The 25464-nt window shown below is 57.3% G+C and carries 18 protein-coding genes; all 18 read left to right on the plus strand.

Going from position 1 to position 25464, the window contains the following annotated elements:
• Window positions 1-3: 3 nt before the first annotated feature.
• The 18 genes from tssH to ACM6IV_RS13870 all read left to right on the plus strand — a co-directional run bounded on the left by tssH (window position 4) and on the right by ACM6IV_RS13870 (window position 25458).
• Window positions 4-2661 carry a type VI secretion system ATPase TssH gene (gene tssH / locus ACM6IV_RS13785; RefSeq protein ID WP_414870409.1) on the plus strand — a complete coding sequence of 886 codons (2658 nt, stop codon included), beginning with the start codon at window positions 4-6 and terminating at the stop codon, window positions 2659-2661.
• 10 nt (window positions 2662-2671) lie between these two features.
• Entirely contained in the window at window positions 2672-4192 is a 1521-nt protein-coding gene (locus ACM6IV_RS13790; protein WP_414870410.1) for a sigma-54 interaction domain-containing protein, read from the plus strand.
• Between the two features lie 93 nt (window positions 4193-4285).
• Window positions 4286-4426 (plus strand): hypothetical protein, encoded by a 141-nt coding sequence (locus tag ACM6IV_RS13795; RefSeq protein ID WP_003229566.1) that lies wholly within the window; start codon window positions 4286-4288, stop codon window positions 4424-4426.
• Window positions 4427-4444: 18 nt separating this feature from the next.
• The gene (gene tagH / locus ACM6IV_RS13800) at window positions 4445-5641 is read left to right on the plus strand and encodes a type VI secretion system-associated FHA domain protein TagH (RefSeq protein WP_414870411.1); all 1197 of its coding nucleotides are present in this window, start codon (window positions 4445-4447) and stop codon (window positions 5639-5641) included.
• Window positions 5642-5646: 5 nt separating this feature from the next.
• Complete coding sequence (tssJ, locus tag ACM6IV_RS13805; protein WP_186613293.1) at window positions 5647-6147, plus strand: type VI secretion system lipoprotein TssJ; 501 nt, start codon at window positions 5647-5649, stop codon at window positions 6145-6147.
• A 2-nt stretch (window positions 6148-6149) separates the two neighbouring features.
• A complete protein-coding gene (gene tssK, locus ACM6IV_RS13810) occupies window positions 6150-7481 on the plus strand; it encodes a type VI secretion system baseplate subunit TssK (protein WP_064389585.1) in 1332 nt (443 codons plus the stop codon).
• A gap of 5 nt (window positions 7482-7486) precedes the next feature.
• On the plus strand, window positions 7487-8362 hold the full coding sequence (icmH, locus tag ACM6IV_RS13815; protein ID WP_007920301.1) for a type IVB secretion system protein IcmH/DotU: 876 nt from the start codon (window positions 7487-7489) through the stop codon (window positions 8360-8362).
• 13 nt (window positions 8363-8375) lie between these two features.
• Window positions 8376-11915, plus strand: coding sequence for a type VI secretion system membrane subunit TssM (tssM, locus tag ACM6IV_RS13820; protein ID WP_414870412.1), 3540 nt, complete (start codon window positions 8376-8378; stop codon window positions 11913-11915).
• The gene (locus tag ACM6IV_RS13825) at window positions 11915-12643 is read left to right on the plus strand and encodes a PP2C family protein-serine/threonine phosphatase (protein WP_414870413.1); all 729 of its coding nucleotides are present in this window, start codon (window positions 11915-11917) and stop codon (window positions 12641-12643) included. The genes tssM and ACM6IV_RS13825 overlap by 1 nt, the downstream gene beginning before the upstream one ends.
• A complete protein-coding gene (locus ACM6IV_RS13830; RefSeq protein ID WP_414870414.1) occupies window positions 12640-13641 on the plus strand; it encodes a serine/threonine-protein kinase in 1002 nt (333 codons plus the stop codon). Before ACM6IV_RS13825 ends, ACM6IV_RS13830 begins: the two co-directional genes overlap by 4 nt.
• Window positions 13642-13669: 28 nt before the next feature.
• On the plus strand, window positions 13670-15706 hold the full coding sequence (locus ACM6IV_RS13835; protein WP_414870415.1) for a type VI secretion system tip protein VgrG: 2037 nt from the start codon (window positions 13670-13672) through the stop codon (window positions 15704-15706).
• An 11-nt stretch (window positions 15707-15717) separates the two neighbouring features.
• On the plus strand, window positions 15718-16746 hold the full coding sequence (locus ACM6IV_RS13840) for a sel1 repeat family protein (RefSeq protein WP_414870416.1): 1029 nt from the start codon (window positions 15718-15720) through the stop codon (window positions 16744-16746).
• Complete coding sequence (locus tag ACM6IV_RS13845) at window positions 16746-19892, plus strand: hypothetical protein (protein ID WP_414870417.1); 3147 nt, start codon at window positions 16746-16748, stop codon at window positions 19890-19892. The genes ACM6IV_RS13840 and ACM6IV_RS13845 overlap by 1 nt, the downstream gene beginning before the upstream one ends.
• The gene (locus ACM6IV_RS13850; protein ID WP_414870418.1) at window positions 19889-20995 is read left to right on the plus strand and encodes a tetratricopeptide repeat protein; all 1107 of its coding nucleotides are present in this window, start codon (window positions 19889-19891) and stop codon (window positions 20993-20995) included. The genes ACM6IV_RS13845 and ACM6IV_RS13850 overlap by 4 nt, the downstream gene beginning before the upstream one ends.
• 183 nt (window positions 20996-21178) lie before the next feature.
• Entirely contained in the window at window positions 21179-22108 is a 930-nt protein-coding gene (locus tag ACM6IV_RS13855) for a tetratricopeptide repeat protein (RefSeq protein ID WP_414870419.1), read from the plus strand.
• Window positions 22109-22146: 38 nt separating this feature from the next.
• On the plus strand, window positions 22147-22608 hold the full coding sequence (locus tag ACM6IV_RS13860) for an XAC2610-related protein (protein WP_414870420.1): 462 nt from the start codon (window positions 22147-22149) through the stop codon (window positions 22606-22608).
• 20 nt (window positions 22609-22628) lie between these two features.
• The gene (locus ACM6IV_RS13865; protein ID WP_414870421.1) at window positions 22629-23996 is read left to right on the plus strand and encodes a lysozyme inhibitor LprI family protein; all 1368 of its coding nucleotides are present in this window, start codon (window positions 22629-22631) and stop codon (window positions 23994-23996) included.
• A gap of 67 nt (window positions 23997-24063) precedes the next feature.
• A complete protein-coding gene (locus tag ACM6IV_RS13870) occupies window positions 24064-25458 on the plus strand; it encodes a TIGR01777 family oxidoreductase (protein ID WP_414870422.1) in 1395 nt (464 codons plus the stop codon).
• Window positions 25459-25464 lie beyond the last annotated feature (6 nt).

The following is a 25464-nucleotide window of genomic DNA, read 5'->3' on the forward strand; positions in this document are numbered from 1 at the left end:
GCCATGATCAACGTAGACCTGCAACAACTCATCCAGGCGCTGGACGCCGAAACCCGTCGTGATCTGGAACGTTCCGCCGAGCGTTGCGTGGCCCGTGGCGGCAGCAAGATCCTCGTCGAAGACTTGCTGCTCGGGCTGCTGGAGCGTCCGAACGGCTTGCTGTCGCGCGCACTGCAGGATGCAGACGTCGACGCCGGTGAACTCAGCGCCGCGTTGCAATCGCGCGTCGAACACAGCGCTTCGCGTAACCCGGTGTTCGCCCCGGAACTGGTGCAGTGGCTGCAAGACGCGCTGCTGGTGGCCAACCTCGAACTCGGTCAGACCCAGGTTGAAGACGCGGCGCTGATCCTCGCGCTGCTGCGCAATCCGATGCGCTACGCCGGTAGCCGCTATCAGCCGCTGCTCGCCAAGCTGAACATCGATCGCCTGAAGGAATTTGCCCTCTCGCAACAGGAGCAACCGGCGGCCAATGGCAAACCGGCCGCACAGGGCGAATCGCTGCTGCAGCGTTTCACCCACAACCTGACCCAGCAGGCCCGTGACGGCAAACTCGACCCGGTGCTGTGCCGTGACGGCGCGATCCGGCAGATGGTCGACATCCTCGCCCGTCGCCGCAAGAACAACCCGATCGTGGTCGGTGAGGCCGGTGTCGGCAAGACCGCCATCGTCGAAGGCCTGGCTTCGCGCATCGCCGCCGGTGAAGTGCCGCAAGTGCTCAAAGGCGTTGAACTGCTGTCGCTGGACATGGGCCTGTTGCAGGCTGGCGCCAGCGTCAAAGGTGAGTTCGAGCGTCGTCTCAAAGGCGTGATCGATGAAGTCAAAGCCTCGCCGAAACCGATCATTCTGTTCATCGACGAAGCCCACACCCTGATCGGCGCGGGCGGCAATGCCGGCGGTTCCGACGCGGCCAACCTGCTGAAACCGGCGCTGGCCCGAGGCGAGCTGCGCACCATCGCCGCGACCACCTGGGCCGAGTACAAGAAATACTTCGAGAAAGACCCGGCGCTGGCCCGTCGTTTCCAACCGGTGCAACTGCACGAACCGACCGTCAGCGAAGCGGTGACCATCCTCCGTGGTCTGGCCCAGGTTTACGAGAAGAGCCACGGCATTTACCTGCGTGATGACGCGGTGGTCTCGGCCGCTGAACTGTCCGCACGTTATCTGGCCGGTCGGCAACTGCCGGACAAAGCCGTCGACGTCCTCGACACCGCGTGCGCCCGCGTGCGCATCAGCCTCGCCGCCGCGCCGGAAAGCCTTGAGCGTCTGCGTGGCGAACTGGCTGAAGGCGGCCGTCAGCGTCAGGCCCTGCGCCGCGATGCCGAGGCCGGTCTGTTGATCGACCACGAAGCGCTGGATGCTCTGGAAGCGCGTCTCGACGAAGCCGAAGACGAAATGGTCGCGCTGGAAACCTTGTGGACTGAACAGAAGCAATTGGCCGAGCGCCTGCTGGAACTGCGTCAGCAACTGGCCAAGGCTCGCGAAGCTGCTGCGGTCGAGCCGGTGGTCACCGTTGCGGAAGACGCCGAAGGCACCGTGATCGAAACCGTCGCTGCCGAGGTCGAAGAAGGCCAGAGCGTCGAAGCGCTGGAAGCCCAGCTCAACGAAACCCACAGCGCCCTGACCGCCGCCCAAGTCAAAGAGCGTCTGGTCAGCTTCGAGGTGTGCCCGCGTCTGGTTGCCGAAGTGATCAGCGCCTGGACCGGTGTGCCATTGGCGCAACTGGCCCGCGAGCACAATGCCAAGGTCGCCAGTTTCGCCACCGACCTGCGCACGCGCATCCGTGGTCAGGAACAAGCCGTGCACGCACTGGATCGCTCGATGCGCGCCACCGCTGCCGGCCTGAACAAACCGGACGCACCGGTCGGTGTGTTCCTGCTGGTTGGCCCGAGCGGCGTCGGTAAAACCGAAACCGCCCTGGCCCTGGCTGACTTGCTGTACGGCGGTGATCGTTTCATCACCACCATCAACATGTCCGAATTCCAGGAGAAGCACACCGTTTCCCGCCTGATCGGTGCACCGCCAGGCTACGTCGGTTACGGCGAGGGCGGCATGCTCACCGAAGCGGTGCGGCAGAAGCCGTACTCGGTGGTCCTGCTCGATGAAGTCGAGAAGGCTGACCCGGACGTGCTCAACCTGTTCTACCAAATCTTCGACAAAGGCGTGGCTAACGACGGCGAAGGTCGCGAGATCGACTTCCGCAATACGCTGATCCTGATGACCTCGAACCTCGGCAGCGACAAGATCAGCGACCTCTGCGAAAACGGCGCACGCCCGACCGCTGAAGTCCTCGAAGAAACCATTCGCCCGGTACTCAGCAAGCACTTCAAACCGGCGCTGCTGGCACGGATGAAAGTGGTGCCGTACTACCCGGTCGGCGGCCCGGTGCTGCGCGAGCTGATCGAGATCAAACTCGGTCGTCTCGGCGAGCGCCTGAACCGTCGTCAGCTGGATTTCAGCTGGTGCCAGAACCTCGTCGATCACCTGTCCGAGCGTTGCACGCAGAGCGAAAGCGGCGCGCGCCTGATCGACCATCTGCTCGACCAACACGTGCTGCCGCTGGTGGCGGATCGTTTGCTCGACGCCATGGCCACCGGCGAAAGCCTCAAGCGTGTGCATGCCACGCTCGACGGCGAAGCCAGCGTGACCTGCGAGTTCGCCTGAGGTGGGTGTGATGTTCACTCAGGTGCCGCAGCCGCTGGTCTATGCCGAAGCGTTGCTGGCGCAGTTCGCCAGTCTGTCGCGGGCGGCGGACGGTGCTGCGTTGCTGGGTGACTTCGTGCGCGGTCTGGCCGAGCTGAGCGGTTGCGAATTGACGCAGCTGTATCTGCTCGACGCTACCCACACGTGCCTGGGGATGAACGCCGAATGCCTCGACGGTGCGCTGCAACCGCGTGAAGCGGCGAGCCTGCCGGCGGATTACAACGGTGAGCAACTGCTGCAATTCGCCCTGTGCCAGAACCGCGTGGTGTGCCTCGACGACTTGAGCGGCAGCCTGCACGAAACCAGTTTCCTGCCGGCGGCGGCCTCGCCGTGGCAGTCGCTGTTGTGCGTGCCACTGGTCAATCAGCACAAAGCTGTTGAAGGTTTGCTGCTGTGCGCCAGCCGTCGTCGTACCAACCTGCAAGGTTTCGCCGATTCCCTCGGCCAACTCGGCTCGTTCGTGCTTGGCCAATTGCATCTGCTGCAACGCCTGCGTCAGCCGCTGGCAGAATCGGCAACAGTGGCGCGCAGCGTACCGAGCATCAGTGGCTATGGCTTGATCGGCAAAAGCGCGGCGATGCGCCAGACCCATTCGCTGATCAGCAAAGTCCTGCACAGCCCGTACACCGTGTTGTTGCGCGGCGAAACCGGCACCGGCAAGGAAGTCGTTGCGCGAGCGATTCACGATTGCGGCCCGCGGCGCTCCCAGGCGTTCATCGTGCAGAACTGCGCGGCGGTCCCGGAAAACCTGCTGGAAAGCGAGTTGTTCGGCTATCGCAAAGGCGCGTTCACCGGCGCTGATCGCGACCGCGCCGGTCTGTTCGATGCGGCCAATGGCGGCACGCTGCTGCTCGACGAGATCGGCGACATGCCGCTGTCGTTGCAGGCGAAGATCTTGCGCGTGTTGCAGGAAGGCGAGATTCGTCCGCTGGGTTCCAACGACACCCACAAGATCGACGTGCGCATCATCGCCGCGACGCATCGCGATCTGTCGACGCTGGTCAGCGAAGGCAAATTCCGCGAGGACTTGTATTACCGCCTCGCGCAATTCCCGATCGAACTGCCGGCGCTGCGCCAGCGCGAAGGCGACATCCTTGAACTGGCCGAACACTTCGCCGAGAAGACCTGCACGTATTTGCAGCGCGATCCAGTGCGCTGGTCGAGCGCGGCGCTGGAACACCTGTCCGGCTACAACTTCCCCGGCAACGTGCGTGAACTCAAGGCTCTGGTCGAACGTGCGGTGTTGCTGTGCGAAGGCGGCGAGTTGCTCGCCGAGCATTTCTCCCTGCGCATGGAGCCGATGCCGGAAGACAACAGCCACTTGAATTTGCGCGAACGTCTGGAACAGGTCGAACGCACGCTATTGCTCGACTGCCTGCGCAAAAACGACGGCAACCAGACCCTTGCCGCCCGCGAACTGGGCCTGCCACGGCGCACGCTGCTGTATCGGCTCGGCCGTCTGAACATCAATCTGGGAGATTTCGATGGGTAGGCAAAACATCCTCGAATTCCCCGCAAAACCTCATTTCAGCGCCGCCCGCAAGGGTCGGCGCTTTGTGCTTTGTCTACACCTGGAGACCCTCTGATGTCTGTTCGTCACTGGCACGCTGTCCTGCTGACCCTCGTCGTTCTATGCGGCCTGGGCGGCTGTAGCGGAAATTACAAATTCAACGACAACGACTATCGCCCGTTGGGTGATCCGCAAGCGGTCAATCGCGGCAAGTGACCGCAAGGAGCATCAAACATGGAATTGGTTTTCGAAATGCTGAACACCAAGCAGTTCGTGCCCACCGAGTTGTGCCAGAAGACCTTTAAACAGGCCGGCGGCGTGATCGGGCGGGGCGAGGACTGCGACTGGATCATCCCTGACCGCAAGCGTCACCTGTCCAATCACCACGCGATTGTCAGCTACCGCGAAGGCACGTTCTTCCTCACCGACACCAGCAGCAACGGTGTCCAGGACGGCGGGAGCGGCGCGCGTCTGCACAAGGGCGAACCGGTGCGTATCGAGCACGGCAGCACCTATGTGCTGGGTGACTTCGAAATTCGCGCGCGGCTGGTGCGCGACCCGGCGACGTTTGACGGTGAAGTCGGCCGCCCGCGTGCCGCCGGCAGCATCATTCCTGACGACGCGTTCCTCGATCTCGACCCGCTCAATGCGCTCGAGCAGCAAGAGCGTGTGTACTCGGAAATCGACGAACTGCTGGCGCCGAACACCAAGCCTGAAGACTCCCGTCAGCGTGCCGACTACGCGCGCATCGACATGGAAAGCCTGATGGTGCCGGAGCTGATCGCCGCCCCGGTCGAGCCTGAGCCCGCTCCGGCGCCGAAAGCCGTTGAGCGTCAGAGCGAAGGTTTCTGGGAGCATTTCGGTGCGGCACTGGGTGTCGATGTCAAAGGCCTCAGCCACGACGAGCGCGAAGCCCTGGCGCTGAACGCGGCGCGCTTGCTGCGCCAGAGCATCGGCGGTTTGCAGCAGAGCCTGCGCACCCGCTCGGAGCTGAAAAACGAACTGCGTCTGGCCCAGACCACCGTGCAAGGCACCAACAAGAATCCGCTGAAATTCGCCGTCGATCCGAGCGAAGCGCTGCAGATTCTGTTGCAGCCAAGCAAGCCCGGCCATCTGCCGGCCGAGCAAGCCATCTCCCGCGCGTTCCGCGATTTGCAGGCGCATCAGGTGGCGTTGCTGACCGCCAGCCGCGCCGCCGTGCGCGGCACGCTGGAGCACTTCTCGCCGGAGCAACTGACCCTGCGTTTCGAGCGTGACAACAAGCCGTTGATCGCGACGTCCGGCGGACGCTGGAGAGCGTTCGGCCGTTACCACCAGGCGCTGCGACAGGACGATGACTGGAGCGAGCGTCTGCTGGCCCGCGACTTTGCCCAGGCTTACGAAGAACAGATCCGCCTGATCTCCACCCTACACACCGACCACCAAGGATGATGCGCATGTCTCGCCGCTCGACCGCTTTTTTCAAGACGCTGACTGCGCTCACCATGCTGGTGCTGCTCGCCGGTTGCTCGTCGCTGTCGCCGTACTCGAAAGTGACCAAGATCAACCTGAAGCTGACCGGCAGCGATCAGCTCAACCCGGACCTCAACGGTCGGCCGTCGCCGATTGTCGTGCGTCTGTTCGAACTCAAGCACCCGGTGACTTTCGAGAACGCTGATTTTTTCAGCCTTTACGAACGCGCCAAGGAATCCCTCAACCCGGATCTGGTGGCCAGTGAAGAACTCGAGCTGCGCCCGGGTGAAACCGTGGAGATGAAGCTCAAGGTGGAAGAGGGCAGCCTTTATGTCGGCGTTCTCGCCGCTTACCGCGACTTGCCGGACACCCAATGGCGCCACACCGTTCAGATCACTCCGCTGGAAGTCACCGAAGTCGATCTGACTCTGGACCAGACCGGCATCCGCAACACCAATCAAGTGCTCGCCAAGGCGGATGACTGATCATGAATACCCATAAAGTCATTTGGCAGGAAGGCATGCTGCTGCGGCCGCAGCACTTCCAGCACAACGATCGCTATTACGATCACCAGATGAAAACCCGCACGCAATTGCTCGGTGGCTACACCTGGGGTTTCCTCAATCTGGAGATCGATCTGCAGTTCCTCAACATGGGCAAACTGGTAATCAGTGAAGCCTCGGGGATTCTGCCGGACGGCAGCCTGTTCGAACTCGGTGGCAACACCGAGCCGCTGGCGCTGGACGTACCGCCGAACACCGGCAACACGCCGATCTACCTGGCGCTCCCGCTGGTCACCGGTAACCACATCGAGTCGCGCCGTCCGGAGCAGTCCGACGTGCTCGCACGTTACACCGCGTACGACGCCGAAGTGGCCGACTCCAACGCCGGCGACGATTCCGCCAGCCAAGTCAGCTGCGGTCGTCCGGACTTCAAACTGTTGCTCGGCGAGCAGCAGAGCGATCAGGCCTACGTGAAGCTGAAAATCTGCGACGTGCTCGACACCACGCCCGACGGCGTGATCAGCCTCGATCCGGACTTCGTGCCGACCTACATTCAGGCCCACGCCTCCAGCTATCTGCTGTCGTGCCTGAAAGAAGTCATCAGCATGCTCAGTCACCGTGGTGACACGATTGCCGAGCGGATTCGCTCCAACGGCAAGGTCGGCGGTGCCGAAGTCGGCGACTTCATGATGCTGCAACTGATCAACCGTACCGAACTGCTGCTGCGCCACTACCTCGGCCTTGAGCAGGTGCACCCGGAAGAGTTGTACCGCACGCTGCTGACCATGCTCGGCGATCTGGCGACCTTCTCCGGCGAGAGCAAACGTCCGCGTCTGGACAGCCGCTACTCTCACGCCGATCAGGGCGGCAGCTTCCGCAAACTGATGGAAGCGATTCGTCAGGTGCTGTCGATGGTGCTCGAACAGCACGCCATCGAACTGATTCTGCAAGCGCGGCAGTACGGCATCATCGTCTCGCCGTTGCACGACCACAAACTGCTCGGCTCGGCGTCGTTCGTGCTGGCGGCCAGTGCCAACTGCGACTCCGAAGAACTGCGCCATCGCTTGCCGGCGCACCTCAAGGTCGGCCCGGTGGAGCGCATCCGCCAACTGGTCAACCTGCACTTGCCGGGGATCAAGGTCAAACCGTTGCCGGTGGCCCCGCGGCAGATCGCGTTCCACTCGAACAAAACCTATTTCATCCTCGAACTCAGTTCCGAAGACCTGGCACAACTCGAGCGCTCCGGCGGTTTCGCGTTCCACGTGTCCGGCGAATTTGCCGAGCTTGAACTGAAATTCTGGGCCATCAGGAACTGACCGACATGATCAAGGAAACGGATTACAACCAGGACGATAAAACCGTCCTGCTCGATCGTCAGGGCCACGGACCGGCATCGAGTCCGCTGACCGACTTCGCCGCGCCGCCGCGTTTCGAGCAACTGGAAGAACGCATGATCTACGCCGCGCGCCTGCGCCCGGCAGAAGCGTTCAACATCAGCCTCAATTCGCTGGTCGCTGCCTCGTCCGAGCTGCTTTCGGAAGTGGTGCGCCTCAAGCACAGCGAAACCCGCGAAGACTTGTACGCACTCAACGAGCGCCTGACTGCCGGGCTCAAGTTGTTTGAAGTACGCGCCCTGCACAACGGCGCCGAAAGCAGCCAGGTGATGGCCGCGCGTTACGTGCTCTGCACCGTGGTCGACGAAGCCGTCGTGACCACACCGTGGGGCAACGAAAGCGAATGGTCGCAGATGAGCCTGCTGAGCAGCTTCCACAACGAAACCTTCGGTGGCGAGAAGTTCTTCCAGTTGCTCGATCGGCTGTCGAAGAACCCGGTCAAGCACCTGCCGATGCTTGAGCTGATGTACCTGTGCCTGTCCCTCGGTTTTGAGGGCAAGTACCGCGTACAAGCACGCGGCATGCTCGAACTCGAAGGCATCCGCGACGCCTTGTACCGGCAGATCCGTCAGTTGCGTGGCGACGTGCCGCGCGAGTTGTCGCCGCACTGGGAAGGTCTCAACGATCAGCGCCGCAACCTGGTGCGCATCGTGCCGGCGTGGATGGTGGTGCTCTTTACTCTGGTCTGCCTGGTGGTGATGTATTCGGGCTTCGCCTGGGTCTTGGGCGAGCAGCGCGACACCGTTCTGCAACCTTATCAGCCGCTTGATCCGGCCGCGGTGCAACCGCAGTCGCAGCCGTAAACAGGGACGTGTGATGAAAAAGTTTTTCAAGAAAGTCGGCGCCTTCCTGCGCCAGACCTGGGTCTGGACCTTGCTGCTGGTGCTGTTCGTGGCGCTGCTGGTGTGGTTCGTCGGCCCGTTGTTGGCGGTCGATGATTACAAGTTCTGGGAGAGTCCGACCTCGCGCTTGCTGACCATCGCCGTGCTGTTCCTGATCTGGGGCCTGACCATGGTCTTCGTCAGCTGGCGCGCGGGTATCCGCAAGAAAGCCGAGGAAGAAAGCGAGGACGGTCAGGACCGCATTCGCCGCGAAGAGCTGATCGACGAAGAACAGAAGGAGTTGAAGGCGCGCTTCAAAGACGCGCTGAAAACCCTGAAGACGTCGAGCCTGTATCGCGGCCGCAGCGAGCGCTGGCGCAGCGACTTGCCGTGGTACCTGCTGATCGGTCCGCAGGCCTCGGGCAAAACCAGCCTGCTGGACTTCTCCGGTCTGGAATTCCCGATCAACAAGATCGACCGCAAACTGACCCGCGACACCCTCGGCACCCGTCACTGCGACTGGTACTTCGCCGACCACGGTGTGCTGATCGACACCGCCGGGCGCTATCTGACCCAGCCTGACGCGGAAGTTGACGGCAGCGCCTGGACCACTTTGCTGGAGCTGCTGCGCAAGCGTCGTCGCGGGCGTCCGTTGAACGGTGTGCTGGTGACCATTCCGGTGGAAACCCTGCTCGGCGGCAGTGAGCAGGACATCGATACCTTGGCGCGCCAAGTGCGTGGTCGTTTGCAGGATGTGCATCAGAAACTGCACGTCGACGTGCCGGTGTATCTGGTTCTGAGCAAGGCTGACAAACTGCTCGGCTTCGACGAGTTCTTCGATCAACTGACCCGCGAAGAAAGCGATCAAGTGCTCGGCACCAGTTTCCGCAAGGATCAGGTCGGCACCGACGTCGCTGTGCTGCGCAACGAGTTCGAAGAACTGCTGCGGCGCCTCAACAGCCAAGTGATCATGCGCATGCACTCCGAGCGCGACACTCAGCGCCGTGGCCGCATCCTCGACTTCCCGCATCAACTGGGGTTGATCGGCGAGCGCCTGTGCCTGTTCGTCGACATGGCGTTCACTGGCAACCGTTATCAGCGTGCCACGCAATTGCGCGGTTTCTACCTGACCAGCGCGCCGCACCTGACCCAGGAAATGGACGCGACCACCGCCGGCATCGGCGCCAGCCTCGGCATGAGCGCCGGCGTGCTGCCGACCTTGCGCAGCGGTCGTTCGCGGTTCATTCATCACTTACTCAGCCAGGTGATTTTCCCCGAGGCCGATCTGGCCGGTCTGGACAAGCGCGAACGCAGCCGCATCCACTGGGGCCAACGTGCGCTGTATGTGGGTGCACTGGCGGCACTGGCACTGTTCGGCATGCTCTGGGCCGGCGGTTTCTCGGCCAACTACGAGCGTCTGGAAAACCTGCGCACACTGGCACAGAACTGGACCCAGCAACGCTCGGCCGTGTCGCCGCGCGATGACGCCATGGGTGTGCTGAAAGTGCTCGACACCAGCTACGCCGCGACCCAGGTGTTCCCGAACAAGGGCGACGTGTCGTACCACGAACGTGGCGGCCTGTATCAGGGCGAAGAGATCAACCCAGTGGTGAAGACCGCCTACGAGCGTGAGCTTGAAGCGCAGTTGCTGCCACGGGTGGCGACCATGCTGGAAGGGCAGATCCGCGCCAACATGAAGGATCGCGACCGCCTGCTCAACAGCCTGCGCGCGTACCTGATGCTGAACATGAAGGACCGTCGCGATGCGGCGTGGCTCAAGGACTGGGTCGCCACTGACTGGTCGACGCGCTACACCGGCAACACCGCGGTGCAGAATGGTCTGAACACCCACCTCGAGCGTTTGCTCAAGCAGCCGTTCATTTATCCGCTGAACGATCAACTGGTGACGCAGGCGCGTCAGGTCCTGCGCAGCGAATCGTTGGCCAACGTGGTGTACCGCATGCTCCGCGAGCAGGCGCGCAACCTGCCGGACTACCGCTTCAGCCAGCACCTCGGCCCGCAAGGCTCGCTGTTTATCGGCACCGAATACGTGATCCCGGGTTTTTACACGCAAACCGGTTATCAGCAGTATTTCTCGGTACAGGGCGCCGCGCTGGTCACCGACATCCTGCGTGACAACTGGGTACTCGGCGAAGGTGCGGGCATCAGCGACATGGACTTGCGTCGCCTGATGGTCGAGCTGGAGCAACTGTACTTCCGCGACTACGCCAACTACTGGAGCGAAGCGGTTGGCCAGGTTGCCCTGCCGCCGATCAGCGACGCCGGTGAAGGCGCCGAACAACTGGCGGGCCTGACCTCGGCCAACTCGCCGGTGCTGGCATTGCTCACCGAAGTGCGCGAGAACACTCGCTTCCAGGCGGCAGCAGATCCAGTCGAAGAAGCTGGTGACGCTGCTGATGCGCTGGCCGGGCAGAAAGGCAAACTGGGTAAGGTTGGCAAACTTGCCGCCGCCGCAGCGGACAAGGCTTCGGCCCTGAACGTGGCGAAGACCCTGCCGGACACCGCGAAGAAGTCGCTGCAACGCCGCTTCGAACCGCTGCATCGTTTGCTCGATGACAACAACGGCCCGGCGGCGGACCTGACGCCAGCGCTGAGCGCGCTCAACGACCTGCAACTGCAACTGGCCGGTCTGGCCCGTTCCAGCACGCCGGAACAAGCCGCGTTCGAAATGGCGAAAACCCGCATGAGCGGCCAGCGTGATGCGCTGACCAACCTGCGCAATGCGTCCGGTCGTCTGCCGCGTCCGCTCAGCGTGTGGTTCAACGTGCTGGCCGAAGACTCGTGGCGTCTGGTGCTTAACGATGCTTACCAATACCTGAACGGTCGTTATCAGAACGAGCTGTACAGCGTGTATGGCAAAACCATCAGCAAGCGTTATCCGTTCAGCGCCAGCAGCACCAGCGACGTAGCGATCAGCGACTTCCGCGAGTTCTTCCGGGCGCAAGGCACCGTCGACCGCTTCTTCGACAGCTACATGCGCCCGTTCGTCAGCGGCGATCCGGGCAACTACCGCATGCGCAGCGTCGACGGTCACAGCCTGCCGGTGTCGAAGATGTATCTGGATCAGATGGCCGCGGCGCTGACGATTCGCCAGAGCTTCTTCTCGATCAACCCGGCCGAGCCAACCGTGCAGTTCAAACTGGAGCCGTACACCCTCGACCCGGCCGTCAGCCGTTCCGAGTTCAAGTTCGGCGACAAGACCATGGAATACCGCCACGGTCCGATCCTGCCAATGTCGTTCAAATGGCCGACCGATGCTGAAGACGGTCGCACCAGTCTGGTCATGGACAAAATGGCCGGTCGCCCGATCGGCATCGAGAAGAACTCCGGCCCATGGTCGCTGTTCCGTCTGTTCGACCTGATGCAGACCGAGTACCTGAGCGGTCGCGACGTGCTGGTGCTGAAAGCAGATGTAGGTGGCCTGCGCGCCAACTACCTGCTGACCAGCCAACGCACGCCGAACCCGTTCGACATGGGCGTGCTGCGCACCTTCCGTATGCCGGTGCAGCTCTGATGCTGGTGGCCAGTGCCTGGCGCAGCGCGGCGCGTACCGACCCGGGCAAGGTGCGGGCGCGCAACGAAGATGCCTTCCTCGACTCGCCGCAGCAGGGGCTGTGGGTGGTCGCGGACGGCATGGGCGGTCATCAGGGTGGCGACATCGCCAGCCAGTTGATCGTCGCCAGCCTGGCTGAACTGCCGCAACACGAGGACTTCGACGACCGCCTCAAAGCCATTCGCCAGTGCCTGCACTGGTTGAACCGACGTTTGGGGCAAGAGTTGACGGTCACCGCCGGGCGCCACGACAGCATCATGGGCAGCACCGTCGTGGCGCTGTTGGTGGAAGGCAATCGCGCGGCCTGCATCTGGGCCGGTGATAGCCGTTGTTACATGTGGCGTGGGCAGCGGCTGTATCAGCTGTCCAAGGACCATTCGCTGCAACAGCAATTGATCGACGAACAGCAAATGAGCGTCGAGCAAGCGGCAGCGCACCCGGCGGCTCAGGCGTTGACCCGAGCTGTTGGTGCGGCCGAAACACTGACCCTGGACGTCCTCGAACTCGAGGTCTATCCGGGCGATGCGTTTTTGCTCTGCAGCGATGGTTTGTATCAGGGCCTGAGCAGCGATGCCCTCGGCAACGCCCTCAGCCTCAGCGCGCCGCACGTGGCGCTGGAACGTTTGTTCGACGGCGCCCTGCGTGGTGCCGCGCGCGACAACCTGACAGCCGTGGTGATCCGCCAATGACCAATATCGAATCACCAATCGATGATGTGCTGATGAGCGAAGAGCAGGCCAACAACCTGACCTACTTCGCCTTCGCCAAGGAAAACAAGGCAGAGCCTTTGCTGGCGCCGACCAAGGCCAGCATCGGTGCACTGCCGGATGTACTCGCCGGTCGCTACCACCTCGAGCGTCTGCTCGGGGCTGGCGGCATGGGCGCCGTTTACCGGGCGCGGGATCTGCTGCACGAACAGTTCGGTGATCCCGATCCTTACATTGCGCTGAAAATCCTCAGCGAAGAATTTGCCGAATCGCCGGACGCCAGTGCCTTGCTCTACAGCGAGTTCGCCCTGACCCGACGCCTGCGCCACGACAACGTCGTGCGTGCGCACACCTTTGAAGTCGACACCGACTGCCAGCGGGCCTTTATCACCATGGAATACATGCGTGGCCTGACCCTGGACAAATTGCTCTGCGAGCGGCCCCTCGGCCTGCCGTGGCAAGAACTGCGCGACATCGTCCTGCCGCTGCTCGACACGCTGGCCTACGCCCACGGTCGCGGCGTGCTGCACGGTGACATGAAACCGAGCAACGTCATGCTCAGCGAAGACGGCTTGCGCCTGTTTGACTTCGGCCTCGGCCAGGCAGAGGAGGGCGTGCTGCCCGGCCTGCCGCACCTGAGCCGCGAGCGCTTCAACGCCTGGACCCCGGGCTACGCCGCCCCCGAACTGCTTGAGGGCCAACCGTTGTCGGCCAGCGCGGACGTGTACGGCGTGGCCTGCGTGATCTACGAACTGGCGGGCGGCAAACACCCGTTCCGCCGCTTGCCCTCGACCCAGGCCCGCGACGAGCACCTGGAGCGGGAGCTGCGCGCCCCAGCGAATCTACCCCAGCACGGCTGGCCAGCGCTGCGAACCGCGCTGAGCTTCGACCCGGCAGAACGCAGCATCACTGCCCAACAATTGCGTGACGCCTTGGGCGCCACTTCGTCCTGGCTGCAACGTCTGCGATTTCGGGCGTAACGGATGACATTCGAACAGGGAGCACTTTATGTTCAACCCAGCTAACGAAACCCACTTCAGCCTCAAGGTCGAAGACTACGTCGGCGACCTGCAAGTACTGTCGTTCACCGGCACCGAAGGCATCAGCCAGCCGTTTCGTTTCGACCTCGAACTGGTCAGCGAAAACCCGGATCTGGACCTCGAACAACTGCTGCACAAGCAAGCGTTTCTGGCGTTCGATCCACAAGGCTCGGGCATCCACGGCCAGATTTACCGAGTCGCCCAAGGCGATGCCGGCAAGCGCCTGACCCGCTACAAAGTGTCGATGGTGCCGCAACTGCAATACCTGCATCACCGCACCAACCAGCGCATTTACCAGCAGATGTCGGCGCCGAAAATCATCGCGCTGATCCTCGATGAACACGGGATCAAGGGCAACGCCTACAGCTTCCAGTTGAGCCAGCCGTGTCCGGATCGCGATTACTGCGTGCAGTACGACGAGACCGACCTGCATTTCGTCCAGCGCCTGTGCGAAGAAGAGGGCATTCACTACCACTTCCAGCACAGCGAAAAAGCCCACCTGCTGGTGTTCGGTGACGACCAGACCGTGTTTCCCGACCTCGGCCAGCCAACCGCGTATGTGCAGGGCAGCGGCATGGTCGCCGAAGAACCGGTGATCAAAGGCTTCAAACTGCGCCTGGAAACCCGCACCAGCCGCACCACACGCCGCGACTACGACTTCGAAAAGCCGCGTCTGCAAATGGAAGCGGCGTACAAACCCGAAGGCGAGAGCACTGAGCCAGATCTGGAAGACTACGACTACCCCGGCCGCTTCATCGACCGCGCCCGTGGCAAGTTCCTCAGCCAACGCGCCCTCGAACGCCACCGCGCCGACTATCGTCAGGCCGAAGGTCGCGGCGACCAGACCAAACTGGTCAGCGGCCACTTCATGGCCATGTCCGACCACCCGCGCAGCGAATGGAACGACCTGTGGCTGCTCACCGAAATCGTCCACGAAGGCAAGCAGCCGCAAGTCCTCGAAGAAGGCGTGACCAGCGACACCACCGACAACAAGGACGACTTCCACCAGGGCTACCGCAACACCTTCCTCGCCACCCCGTGGGACGTGTTCTACCGCCCGGCCCTGGAACATCCGAAACCACGCGTCCTCGGCAGCCAGACCGCCATGGTCACCGGCCCCAAAGGCGAAGAAATCCACTGCGACCAATACGGCCGCATCAAAGTCCAGTTCCACTGGGACCGCGAAGGCCAGGCCGACGACAAAACCAGCTGCTGGCTACGCGTCTCCAGCTCCTGGGCCGGTGACCGCTACGGCGCCATCAGCATCCCGCGCATCGGCATGGAAGTCCTCGTCACCTTCCTCGAAGGCGACCCCGACCAGCCCCTCGTCACCGGCTGCCTGTATCACAAGGAAAACCCGGTGCCGTACGCACTGCCGGCGAACAAGACTCGCAGCGTGTTCAAAACGCTTAGCTCGCCGGGGGGCGGTGGGTACAACGAACTGCGCATTGAAGACAAGAAAGGTGCGGAGCAGATCTACATTCATGCCCAGCGTGACTGGGATGAGAACGTTGAGCATGACCAGAAGATTCGGGTCGGGAATGAACGTCACGACACGGTGGTGAAGAACACCTACACCGAGCTGAAGGCTGAAGAACACCGCACGACGATTTCCGACCGCAAGATCGAAGCGAAGCTGGATGATCATTTGACGGTTGGGCAGAACCAGCATGTGAAGCTCGGGACTGCGCAACTGACCAGCGTGGGCAAAGAGATTCATCTCAAGGCTGGGGACAAGATTGTTATTGAGGCCGGGACAGAGCTGACCATTCTTGGGGGTGGGAGCTTTATCAAGCTGGATGGCGGTGGGGTTACGGTGGTTGGGCCGGTGATCAAGATCAATGCGGGTGGCTCGGCTGGGTCGGGGACTGGCATCGGGATTAAACCGCCGGTGCTGCCGGGGGCGGCGGATAAGGATAAGGCGGGGAGTTTGATGGATCAGGCGTTGGGGAATACTCCACCTGAGAAGGTTAAGCCGAAGGCTTTTTTTGTGTTTTCTGAGTGATGAGTTTCGTGATGACAACAAACAAGTACGTAAGGCAGATGAAGAGGCTTTCCATTGCATTGTTATGCTGGGGGATGACTTCGGGTGCCTTTGCCTCTTCGTCCAGCACCGCCCAATGCCCAAGCAGCAATTTTGGTGAATTCGTCAAAGCCTTTTCATCTGCGCCAGAGATACGGAAAGCCTTTATTGCGTCTCCTGTGAAATATGTTCACGTAACAGCTGATGGGAAAATACCGAAGGTTGTCGAGCGGAGCTTAGGCGTGATTGCCGCCGATGAGTTGAAGGTATTGCTTCCGGAAAATGCTGCCGAATCTGTTCTCACTATTGAAATCAAAGAGCCTAACAGAGTAGTCGTCCGTGATGAGGCGGGCCATTTTTTGAAGATTTTCGTCTTCAAACACAGTGATTGCTGGGCTCTGAGTCGAGTGGAGGACTGGGCAATCGATGCGGTGATGGAAGAGATCACTCAGTCCGAGAAACTAACGCCTGGTGAGCTGGAACTCAAAAAAGGCGTCATATTCGACAGGTTGGTCAACAAGGCGTCTCCCGAATCAGGTATCTATTTATACGCCGCGACATTGGATAGCTATTTAGATGGCGCCCGGAAGGGTTCGGCGCAAGCAGCATTCGCTGCTGCGGGAATCAGTCTTTCTGGACAAGCGCCACGCTTGGAGAATTCCAGAATCCTGGCGTTGTTGATTCAAGCTTCAGAACAAGTCCCGGATGCCGGCTTGACTCTCGCGGATTTTTATTGCGACGAAGGTGAGTATGACGAAAATCACGGTTGTATTAACCCCAAAGAATCAATAGCGACATTGGAGCGTGTCGCCCGCCTAGGTTCGACTAAAGCACTGATTCGTTTAGGCGAAGTGTACGAAGCAGGAGCCCTCGTAGCTGCTGACTTGCCTCGTGCAATGGCGTGTTACCGGAAGATTCAGAAAACCGACCCTAAGACGGCTACCGTTTTGGTTGAGCGCTTGGCAGCCCGAGGCGCCGTCAGCGATAACTCTATTCAATGTTTTGAAGCAGGAAGCTTTTAATGAGCACAGGACTACTTGAGCAAAGGCAGCAATATCGCACTGGTTATGAGTACGGCCCTTACAAGGGCGAGACTGACCATGATAACGATGGCAAAAAGGAAATCGACTGCTCCGGGCTTCTGTATCGAATGCTTAAGGATGCGGGATATACGATCCCTTACCTCACAACATCAGGGTTAAATACCGACACTACTTATTTTGACGTGATCCCGCTTGCGGAAGTACAGCCGGGCGATATTGCACTGTGGATAAACTTTCATGGACACACGGGGGTCATCGAAGACATTTCCGGGTCGCCTGTTCGAGATCGGGGGAATTTCTTCGGTTCGCAGTCTTCAAACGGACCGAAATCTGCCAAATATGGGGCGGGTAGTGGTTACTGGCCAATGCCTGAAAAATTTTTACGCCCGAGGCCCCAATTCAGAGGTGCTCAACCAGCACCCGCACCTAATCCTGCGCCGGCCCCTGCACCGGCAGGCCCAGCTCCGCTGATGAGCTTCCAATATCCATTCCGTAAACCAGATGGCAAGCAGTTCACTGGGGCTGACGAAGTATATAAGGTACTAGAGAGCGAAGTATCTGGTCATTATTTGTTAGGTAGTAACAAATTCTGGCATGGCGGATTACATGTTAGCAATGCAAGCGCTCCCCAATGTGTATTGGATGAACCATTACGGTGTATGGCTGATGGTGAAGTCGTTGCTTATCGCCTAAATAAAGAATATCTAGAATCACCATTTGATGCGGGTGGGAGTTCAAAAAAATTAAAGTATTCGAATTCTTTCTGTCTGGTCCGGCACGATTATAAGTCTGCACCTAATCCAGAAGAAGGGGCGAATAAGGGGAAGCAAAATAAGCTGACATTCTATAGTCTCTATATGCATTTGCTACCGTTTGATCGTTATCCTATACCTCCTGAGGAAGCGCCTAAGCCGAAAGTAACAATGCAGGTCAATGATTTTAAAGCATATGACGAATTGCCAGTGTCATCTAGCATTATGTCTGTGGGTAAGTTAAATAAAGACTCGAAACTTGAAATCTTAGATCAAAGTCCGGTCGCGGGTACAGACCGAATTTATGCTAAAGGTAAAATCATATCTGGAAGTGTGCAGCTAAACTCACAAAAGACACGAGAAGTAGGGAATGAAGTCTGGTTTGCGTACTTAAAGGCCGGCGAACCCTATAAAAACAACGCCGGTGATAGAGTTTGGTTGGAAGAAAAGGTACCAGAGCGAGAGCGGCCAACCTATTGGCAGGGCAAGGTTCATGGGACAGTAGTTAATAAGCTTCCCCTTTTCGGTGCCCCGTCAGATCCTACTAATGGCAAGCCAGCGGGTGCTTCGCTCGGTGCCTTGCAGTTGATGATGAACAGCGTCGTAGCTTTTGATAGTCAAAAAGTTTTGAATTTAGTTGTCGGGCCATCCCTGCAGCGTATGGCCGAATGCACGCTGGTGAGTGGTGGTCCGGTCGCCACAGGAAATGTGCCACCGACATTCTGGGCGTGTGTTGAAAATACTTTGGAAAATAATGTTCTAAAATGGAGTGTAGCTGAACCGGCATCTGTTGACACTGTTTTGAACATAGGAGTTGGAATTAAGGCGGGAGATCCTGTCGGTTACCTTGGGCAAATGGAGAATGTCACTGAAGCTGGGGAGGTTAGTAGTAAGTTTCAAGCCCACATAGAAATTTTTACCGCTGATACAGGTATAGAAGACTTTTTGAATAATGCTGCTGCCTTAAAAGTTGGCAGGCAGTATTTGTATTTAGCCAGAAACTCTCTGGTTAAGTTAAAAGCCCCAGCCTCTGGGGAAGTTTCTCTGAAAGAACTGCATGCTGTAGAATTAAGCAAAGCGCCGATTTATAAAGATACACAAGAGTGGTATGAGATCAATGTAATAGACGAAGGGCAAAGCGTGGCCGGTTTAGTACGTAAGGCTGGCGCCACTCTAATATCGCAGCATGATTGGGCCAAGCTGGGCTTTCAGATAGTGGAGGAGTCAAACGCTGCTGCTGATGGATTTCTCGATCCAAACGATATGCCCGTTTTCTTCAAAAGATTGTTTGAAAAAATCGATAAAGATAATAATCAAGAGATAGACGCATCAGAGTTGGCTGACGCGTTGAAGGATACTGACACACGCTCTCAATGGTCAAAGCTTGTCGCCAAGCATCCAACGGAATGGAAAGATAGAGCTAATCAACCAAAATGGGCTCGGCTGGATGATATTTTAGAACATTCGCCAAAATTAAAGGCTCATGAAAAAGAGAGGATAGATAAATTTATCTTCTGGGATGAGCTATCTGGAAAAGCGTCAGTTGAATCTAGTCTAGTCTGGCACTTTCATCCAATAGAGTTCATAGCTGGGTTTACTTCATCGGCCGCGGAACTGATCTCTTTCGATCAAATGAAGAAAATGTTCCCGGACTCTACCGATCAAAAGCGTGAGGAGGTAAGGGGATTATTTAATAAGTATGCTGATCGATTTGAAATTAATACCGCTCCGAAAATGGCTCAGTTTTTTGCTCAAGTGAAGACCGAGGTTGGTAGCGCCTTGGTAGGTAAGGTAGAAGATCTTTGGTATTCAGCTGAAGCTCTCAGGTCTAAGTTTGGAAGGTATTTCAATACGTATCCTGCGGAAGCTGAACTGTATGGATATAAACGCATTACAATGGCGCAGTATAATGCACTAAGCCCTGCGGCAAAGAGTGCCTATACGATTCGTAAAAATAAAGCATATTCTCAATTCCCAAATGAAGACGAGATCGCGAAGCGTATTTATTGCTGCAACTCAGTTCAAGGTGGATTTGTATTGACTGCAGGTGGCTGTGAAGAAGGTAAGAAGTATAAAGGCAAAGGTTTTATTCAGCTGACGTGGAAATCAAACTATCAGGCGGTAGAGGACCGCTTAAAGCAAAAGATACCTGAGGAAACCATTGAAATGGTTTCTAATCCAGACCAGTTGCTGGATACAAAAATAGGATTATTATCGGCTATGGGGTTTTGGGATGTAAATAATATAAATAATCTAGTCGCGCCAAATACGGACTCTACTAATAAAATTACAGAAGTGGTTAATAAGCATACTGATAGTTATGCGGAGCGCAGGACTAATTTTACAGCGATTTATCAGGAGCTTAATAAATGATTAATTTAAAAAAGATTTGGTGCCTGCAGATTTTTTTATTTATTTTTTTTGCTGGCCAGTCTTCACTTGGTACTGCAAACGACAGTCCTCCTCCTGCAGAAATGGTGAAGAAACAGTTTGATGTTGCTTTGGTTCCTGGATTAAGGTCTCCAAGGCTCCTGCTCGTAAAAAATGACGATGCTGCACTTCCCGATAAACTAGTATTGGTTGCTGAGGTGTCTGGGAAAGACTCGGTTATATTGAGCGCAAAATCGGCGTTGGCGAAAATTAATAATGTTTATTCGCCTAAAAGTTATGACGGCTTCAATGTCTCTGTTGTTAAAGGCGTCGATAAAACTATAGGTGTTGTGGATTCTCAAGGGGAAGTATACACGTTCAAGTCAGACGCTCACGTTGTGGGAGATGTTTTGAATTTGATTACCAAAAAAGAAGACCAAGCGTCGCAGAATTTTAATGTTCAATTTGAATATGATGCTACTCGAAAAAGTGTGGCAGTTAGCCGGGTTGTCTATACGGTTAATAATGAATCGTGCGATAGATCTCTTAAGAGTGCTTATGTTTTACCTCTGAATGTTTTGATTTCTAAATCACTTGAAGATTTCGACGGTGCGACTGCATTTGAATATCTTCAAAAGTTAAATTTGGACATTCAGGCGGGGCGGGTGAAAGGTGAAAAACTCATGTCATCCTTTGTTGTCTCGACGGCAGACCAAGCACTCGTTGCATACAAAAATAATGATAAAAATAAGCTTATAGAATCTATGGGTTATCTTGTTGCGGATGGGGGCAGTAGTGAGTCGTGTGCACCTGAAAGCTACATAGCTGAAGCGTATTTCTATCCTGACAAGGTGGGTTGGTCCAATGATCTCGGATTTTTGTTTGCTGAGGCAGGATATTATTCAGAATCGGTTGAACTACTAAGAAAGGTGATTTCTGAAAACCCAGAGAGAACTGTCGCTTACTTGAATATAGCTGATGCATATTGGGGGTTGAGTCAAAAAGATTTGGCTGCAGAGAACTATAAAAAATATAACTCTATGATGCAGCAGTCGGGAAAAGCCATGAAAATTCCTAAGAGAGTTTTAGAGCGATCGGGCTCTTGAGGCACTAGCCGGGTTAACGCATTGGGTGGACGGGATAATTCGTTTAACCCGGTGGCTTCGGTTTTACTACATGCCAAATAAATCTGTGCCTATCTTTCTTTATTTACTACGCGTCAGCAAGAATAGCATCAGTAGGTAAACAATACGCCGAAGCATGCATCGTTGCACTCGGGGGAACTTATGATGAGACTGGTAGTTTTTTTTGGTTTCGCGTTCTTGGCGGCAGTGGTTAGTGCGAACTCTATCTGTGAGGCTGATCTAAATGGGGATGGAATCTGCGATCCGTATAGTGTTAGCTCACTTGAGGATGACGGTACAATTTCGCGAATCACTATAGATATTGGTGGGGGTAACAAGTCAGTTTCGGGGTTTTTTGAACTTGGAGACGGTGGGTTATCTGTAGGTTATCTACCAGGTGTATTCTCGTTGTTGCTGGATTTTTATACTCGTAATACTGATCTTACGCAGTATAGTTTTAAATGGAGTTCTGCGCGGAAAGACTGGGTTCTCTATAAAAAATCTACTTGGGCGGAGCCTAGTAGAGATGAAAAATATACCTTGGGTGGTGAGAGGGTACCAGGTGAAGCACTATTTCCGCAGAAGTTTAATGTTCAGCGTGTGGCGTGTTGCACCCTGTTTTCTCAGTTCTCCGAAAATGGGCCCAATTTTAGCTATTTGAGTAATGAGGATCAGCTTGCAGAAATCAGGAAAGACTTCAAATATATTCTTGATAAGCTTCCTCAGGGTGAAAAAGGAGAATTATTTTATGGGCTCGATGATAGCGGGAACAAGGTAAGGAGGAGTATTCCTCAAGAGCTGGTGTATGAGCTAACTTTGATAATATCCAATGATAATGTCGGGCCTCTAAATGACTATGCTTATTATTTGTATCGTAGCAAAAACAATGTTTTAGCTGCTTTGCTTTTGAGGGGGATTCATAAAAAGTTTCCGGAGAGAGTCGTTGCAACATTGAATTTGGCAGATGCTTATTGGGATATCGGAATGAAGTTCGACGCATGTCCGCTATATAAGGAATACATCGCTAAAATGACAATGAACGGAAAGGGTGAACGTATTCCGCAGGCAGCGAAATCTCGAGAAAACTGCAATTGAGACGAGCCGCGTTTCACGGGGAGGAGTAGGGCGAGCACATGCAATTCAAAACTCTGGCGGTATCACTGCTCGGCCTGATATGGACGATCCCGGCGTTAGCCGAAACCACCACGTTCAGCCCAACCAAAGGCGTCGACGCGACGCTGGTTCTCGAAGGCTCCAAGCTGAACATCGCGGTTAAAAGCGAAACGCACAGCGAGTCGCGGACAATCGATTTTGAAGCCGAAAACGAACTCCACGTGCAGTTCGACGATTTCAATTTCGACGGCGCCCAGGATTTCGCGATCTGGCAGCTCGATGACGGCATGGGCACTTACCACTACTACCGGGTGTTCATTTACCAAGTCAAAACCGGCGCCTTCGAAGAGTTACAGCCGGACTGCGGCGATGGCTTCGTTAACCTGCGCGTCGACAAAAAACGCAAAGCGTTGCTCAGCACTTACTGGGAAACGAACATCCCAAAGCAATGCATCACCCGATTCACCAAACGCAAAACCTGAATGACTCAAGGATGAACACAGTGAACCGTTTTGTTTTAACCCTGCTGGCCGTACTGCTGCCGGCTTCAGCGGCCTATGCGCAGGACGATTGCAGCCATGTCACCTCAAGCCTGGAAATGGTTCCCTGCTCGGAGGCGGCGAAGAAGGCTGCCGATGCGCAGTTGAATGTCAGTTACAAGCAGTTGATGACGCGGCTTGAGTCTGACTATCGAGCAGATCCGGCATTGGGCGCGCAGTACGCCGCGAAGGTCAAAGAGTCGCAACGTGCGTGGTTGAAGTTGCGCGATGCGAACTGCCCTTTGGAGGCATTCGAAATCGAGACGGGGATGCCGGCGCATGTGTTCGCCGTTAACTCTTGCATCGCCAGGATGAGCCGAGAGCGTTCGGCGTATCTGGACAAGATTGTCCCTGCTTTAGCATCCGACAAGAGCGCTTCGACGGCGCCGGCCAGCGGCGCTTGTCCTTCGGAGGAGTTTCCTGCTTTCCTGACAGCGTTTTCCGCCAATAGCGAATCACAACGCCGTCTTACCGCAATGACGGTTAAGTCGCTGGTGTTGAAACCGGTAGCTGGGAAGGATCGAAGCACCTTTGAGCCTTCGACCTCGGGTGTTAGTGGAACAACGTTCACCTATCCGCTGATGGCTGCAATCACACCCGGCAAGACACCTGGAGTCGAGATCGAAGAGGTCGATGACAGTCACGTCAACGTTGTGGATAAACGGGCGGGTAACAGCAATATCAAGATCTTCAACTTCTCTCGTCAGGCATGTTGGGTGCTTGAGGGGGTTGAGGATTGGTCGATTAGTGAGAAAGACTTGGTAGTGGCGAGCAAGCCCAAGTTGAGTATTGAGGAGAATTTCTGCCGCCAACGTGCCAACGCCTTCGGTAATTTGGGAGGACTGGAGCAGTACCGTCTCACTGCAGAGCTTTTCGAGGCGTCACTGGAAAATGACCTTTGCGCAGCGCGTTCCGGAGATCCGGAATCCAGTTTGAGTGCAGCAAGTTTGAGCCTTTCGGGCATGGCGCCGCAGTTGCCAACGGATAAATTGGAGGCGTTGATCAAAGCTGCAGCGGCTACTTCGCCCGAAGGCGCACTGATGCTCTCGCTCTATTACTGCGACGGCAACACATTGGCTGGAACAGGTTCATGCCAACATCCTGCGTTGGCTGAAGAAGCAATGATCCGGGCTGCGACCATGGGCAGCGTCCACGCGTTGGGTGCTTTAGGCTCCGCTTTCGAGCGGGGGGAACTGGTGACCAAGGATTTGTCCCGTGCTGTGGCCTGTTATGAAATGGGCGCGGCAAAGGGAAGTAAAGGATCGATCAATCGTTTGGATGAGCTAAAGAAAAACTCGACCACACCAATCAAACCCAGCTACTGCTACTGACAACCCCCGAAACCCCAAGCTTTTCCTTTAAACTCCCCACCCCCAAGGAATGCGCTCAGGACACGGAATGCCAGCCCCCTCGAACTCCCTTCGCCCAGCGTTAGTGCTCTGGCTATACGCCGCCGCAATCGTGCACATTCTCGCCGGCCTTACTCTGACCTGGGCCGGTCATTCCGGATTACTCGACGGCTATCTGCACACCCTCGAACTCGCATTCTGGGGCGCCGATGCGGTACCTGCGGCCGGCCACGAACAACAAGTCTGGTGGCTCGCGCTGTTCGGCGCGACGCTGCAAAGTTATTCGCTGTACATGCTCGCGTTGGTGCACTTGGGCAATCGCTTGAAAGCCCCGGCAGTGTGGGTCTGGTTGATCGCCGGCATCCTGTTATGGGCGCCGCAGGACATGTGGCTCTCGGCGCAACAACAGGTCTGGTCGCACCTGTGGCTCGACGGTTTTGCGTTGCTGGTGTTGTTGCCTCCGTTGTTCTGGCTGTATCGGCATGACCGCCGAAAATCCCCTTCAGTAAAGGCACCGAGCCAATCCAACCCGTTTTCCGATGGCGCCTACAAACGAGTGCTAATCACCGGCGGCACCGGTTTTATCGGCGAAGCCTTGGTCAACCTAATGCTCGATGCCGGCCATTCGGTCAGCGTTCTAACGCGCGATCCATTGACCGCGGCCAATCTATTCAACGGTCGCATCCGCTGTGTGCATTCGCTCAGCGAACTTAGCCACGACGAAGCCTTCGACGTAATCATCAATCTCGCCGGCGCACCCGTCGCCGGCCCACGCTGGACTCCCAAGCGTCAGGCGCAACTGCTCGCCAGTCGAGTCGGCACCACCGAAGCGTTGATGACCTGGCTGAAGAACACCAAGCACAAACCAGCCCTATGGATTCAAGCCTCGGCCATCGGTTTCTACGGCGTGCGCGATGCCAGCGAAAGCCTCGACGAACACGCCAGCAAAGGCGACGGTTTCATGGCCGAACTCTGTGCGCGTTGGGAAGCCGCCGCGCAACCGGCCACTGAGTGTGGCGTGCGTCAGGTGGTGCTGCGCCTCGGCGTGGTGTTCGGCCCGGGCGGTGCGTTGACGCCGTTGCTGCTGCCGTTCCGCCTGGGGTTCGGCGGGCGCATGGGCGATGGTCGGCAGATCATGAGTTGGGTGCATCGCGACGATGTGCTTCAGGTGATCGCGCGGGCTTTCAGCGACGACACTCTGCGTGGCACCTACAACATGGTCGCGCCCGAAACGGTCAGTCAGGCCGCGTTCGCCGAGCAGGCCGGCAAGGTCCTCAAGCGTCCGGTGTGGTTCCACGTTCCCGCCGCGCCAGTGCGTGCAATCGCGGGAGAGATGGCGCAGCTGTTCTTCGACGGTCAGCGCGTGGTGCCGCAGCGTTTGACCGAGGCTGGCTACACATTCCGCTATCCAACCCTCGACGCCGCTCTGCGCGATCTGACCTGAGGATCG

It is taken from the genome of Pseudomonas sp. IT-347P (assembly GCF_949768005.1).
GTDB lineage: Bacteria > Pseudomonadota > Gammaproteobacteria > Pseudomonadales > Pseudomonadaceae > Aquipseudomonas.

Excerpts from the sequence above, each read along its gene's own strand:
- ACM6IV_RS13790 (WP_414870410.1), top strand. The coding sequence starts at position 2,672 with ATGTTCACTCAGGTGCCGCAGCCGCTGGTCTATGCCGAAGCGTTGCTG.
- tssK (WP_064389585.1), top strand. The coding sequence starts at position 6,150 with ATGAATACCCATAAAGTCATTTGGCAGGAAGGCATGCTGCTGCGGCCG.
- tssM (WP_414870412.1), top strand. The coding sequence starts at position 8,376 with ATGAAAAAGTTTTTCAAGAAAGTCGGCGCCTTCCTGCGCCAGACCTGG.
- ACM6IV_RS13870 (WP_414870422.1), top strand. The coding sequence starts at position 24,064 with ATGCCAGCCCCCTCGAACTCCCTTCGCCCAGCGTTAGTGCTCTGGCTA.
- ACM6IV_RS13860 (WP_414870420.1), top strand. The coding sequence starts at position 22,147 with ATGCAATTCAAAACTCTGGCGGTATCACTGCTCGGCCTGATATGGACG.
- ACM6IV_RS13845 (WP_414870417.1), top strand. The coding sequence starts at position 16,746 with ATGAGCACAGGACTACTTGAGCAAAGGCAGCAATATCGCACTGGTTAT.
- tagH (WP_414870411.1), top strand. The coding sequence starts at position 4,445 with ATGGAATTGGTTTTCGAAATGCTGAACACCAAGCAGTTCGTGCCCACC.
- ACM6IV_RS13850 (WP_414870418.1), top strand. The coding sequence starts at position 19,889 with ATGATTAATTTAAAAAAGATTTGGTGCCTGCAGATTTTTTTATTTATT.
- tssJ (WP_186613293.1), top strand. The coding sequence starts at position 5,647 with ATGTCTCGCCGCTCGACCGCTTTTTTCAAGACGCTGACTGCGCTCACC.
- ACM6IV_RS13830 (WP_414870414.1), top strand. The coding sequence starts at position 12,640 with ATGACCAATATCGAATCACCAATCGATGATGTGCTGATGAGCGAAGAG.
- ACM6IV_RS13855 (WP_414870419.1), top strand. The coding sequence starts at position 21,179 with ATGAGACTGGTAGTTTTTTTTGGTTTCGCGTTCTTGGCGGCAGTGGTT.
- ACM6IV_RS13825 (WP_414870413.1), top strand. The coding sequence starts at position 11,915 with ATGCTGGTGGCCAGTGCCTGGCGCAGCGCGGCGCGTACCGACCCGGGC.
- ACM6IV_RS13835 (WP_414870415.1), top strand. The coding sequence starts at position 13,670 with ATGTTCAACCCAGCTAACGAAACCCACTTCAGCCTCAAGGTCGAAGAC.
- tssH (WP_414870409.1), top strand. The coding sequence starts at position 4 with ATGATCAACGTAGACCTGCAACAACTCATCCAGGCGCTGGACGCCGAA.
- icmH (WP_007920301.1), top strand. The coding sequence starts at position 7,487 with ATGATCAAGGAAACGGATTACAACCAGGACGATAAAACCGTCCTGCTC.
- ACM6IV_RS13795 (WP_003229566.1), top strand. The coding sequence starts at position 4,286 with ATGTCTGTTCGTCACTGGCACGCTGTCCTGCTGACCCTCGTCGTTCTA.
- ACM6IV_RS13840 (WP_414870416.1), top strand. The coding sequence starts at position 15,718 with ATGACAACAAACAAGTACGTAAGGCAGATGAAGAGGCTTTCCATTGCA.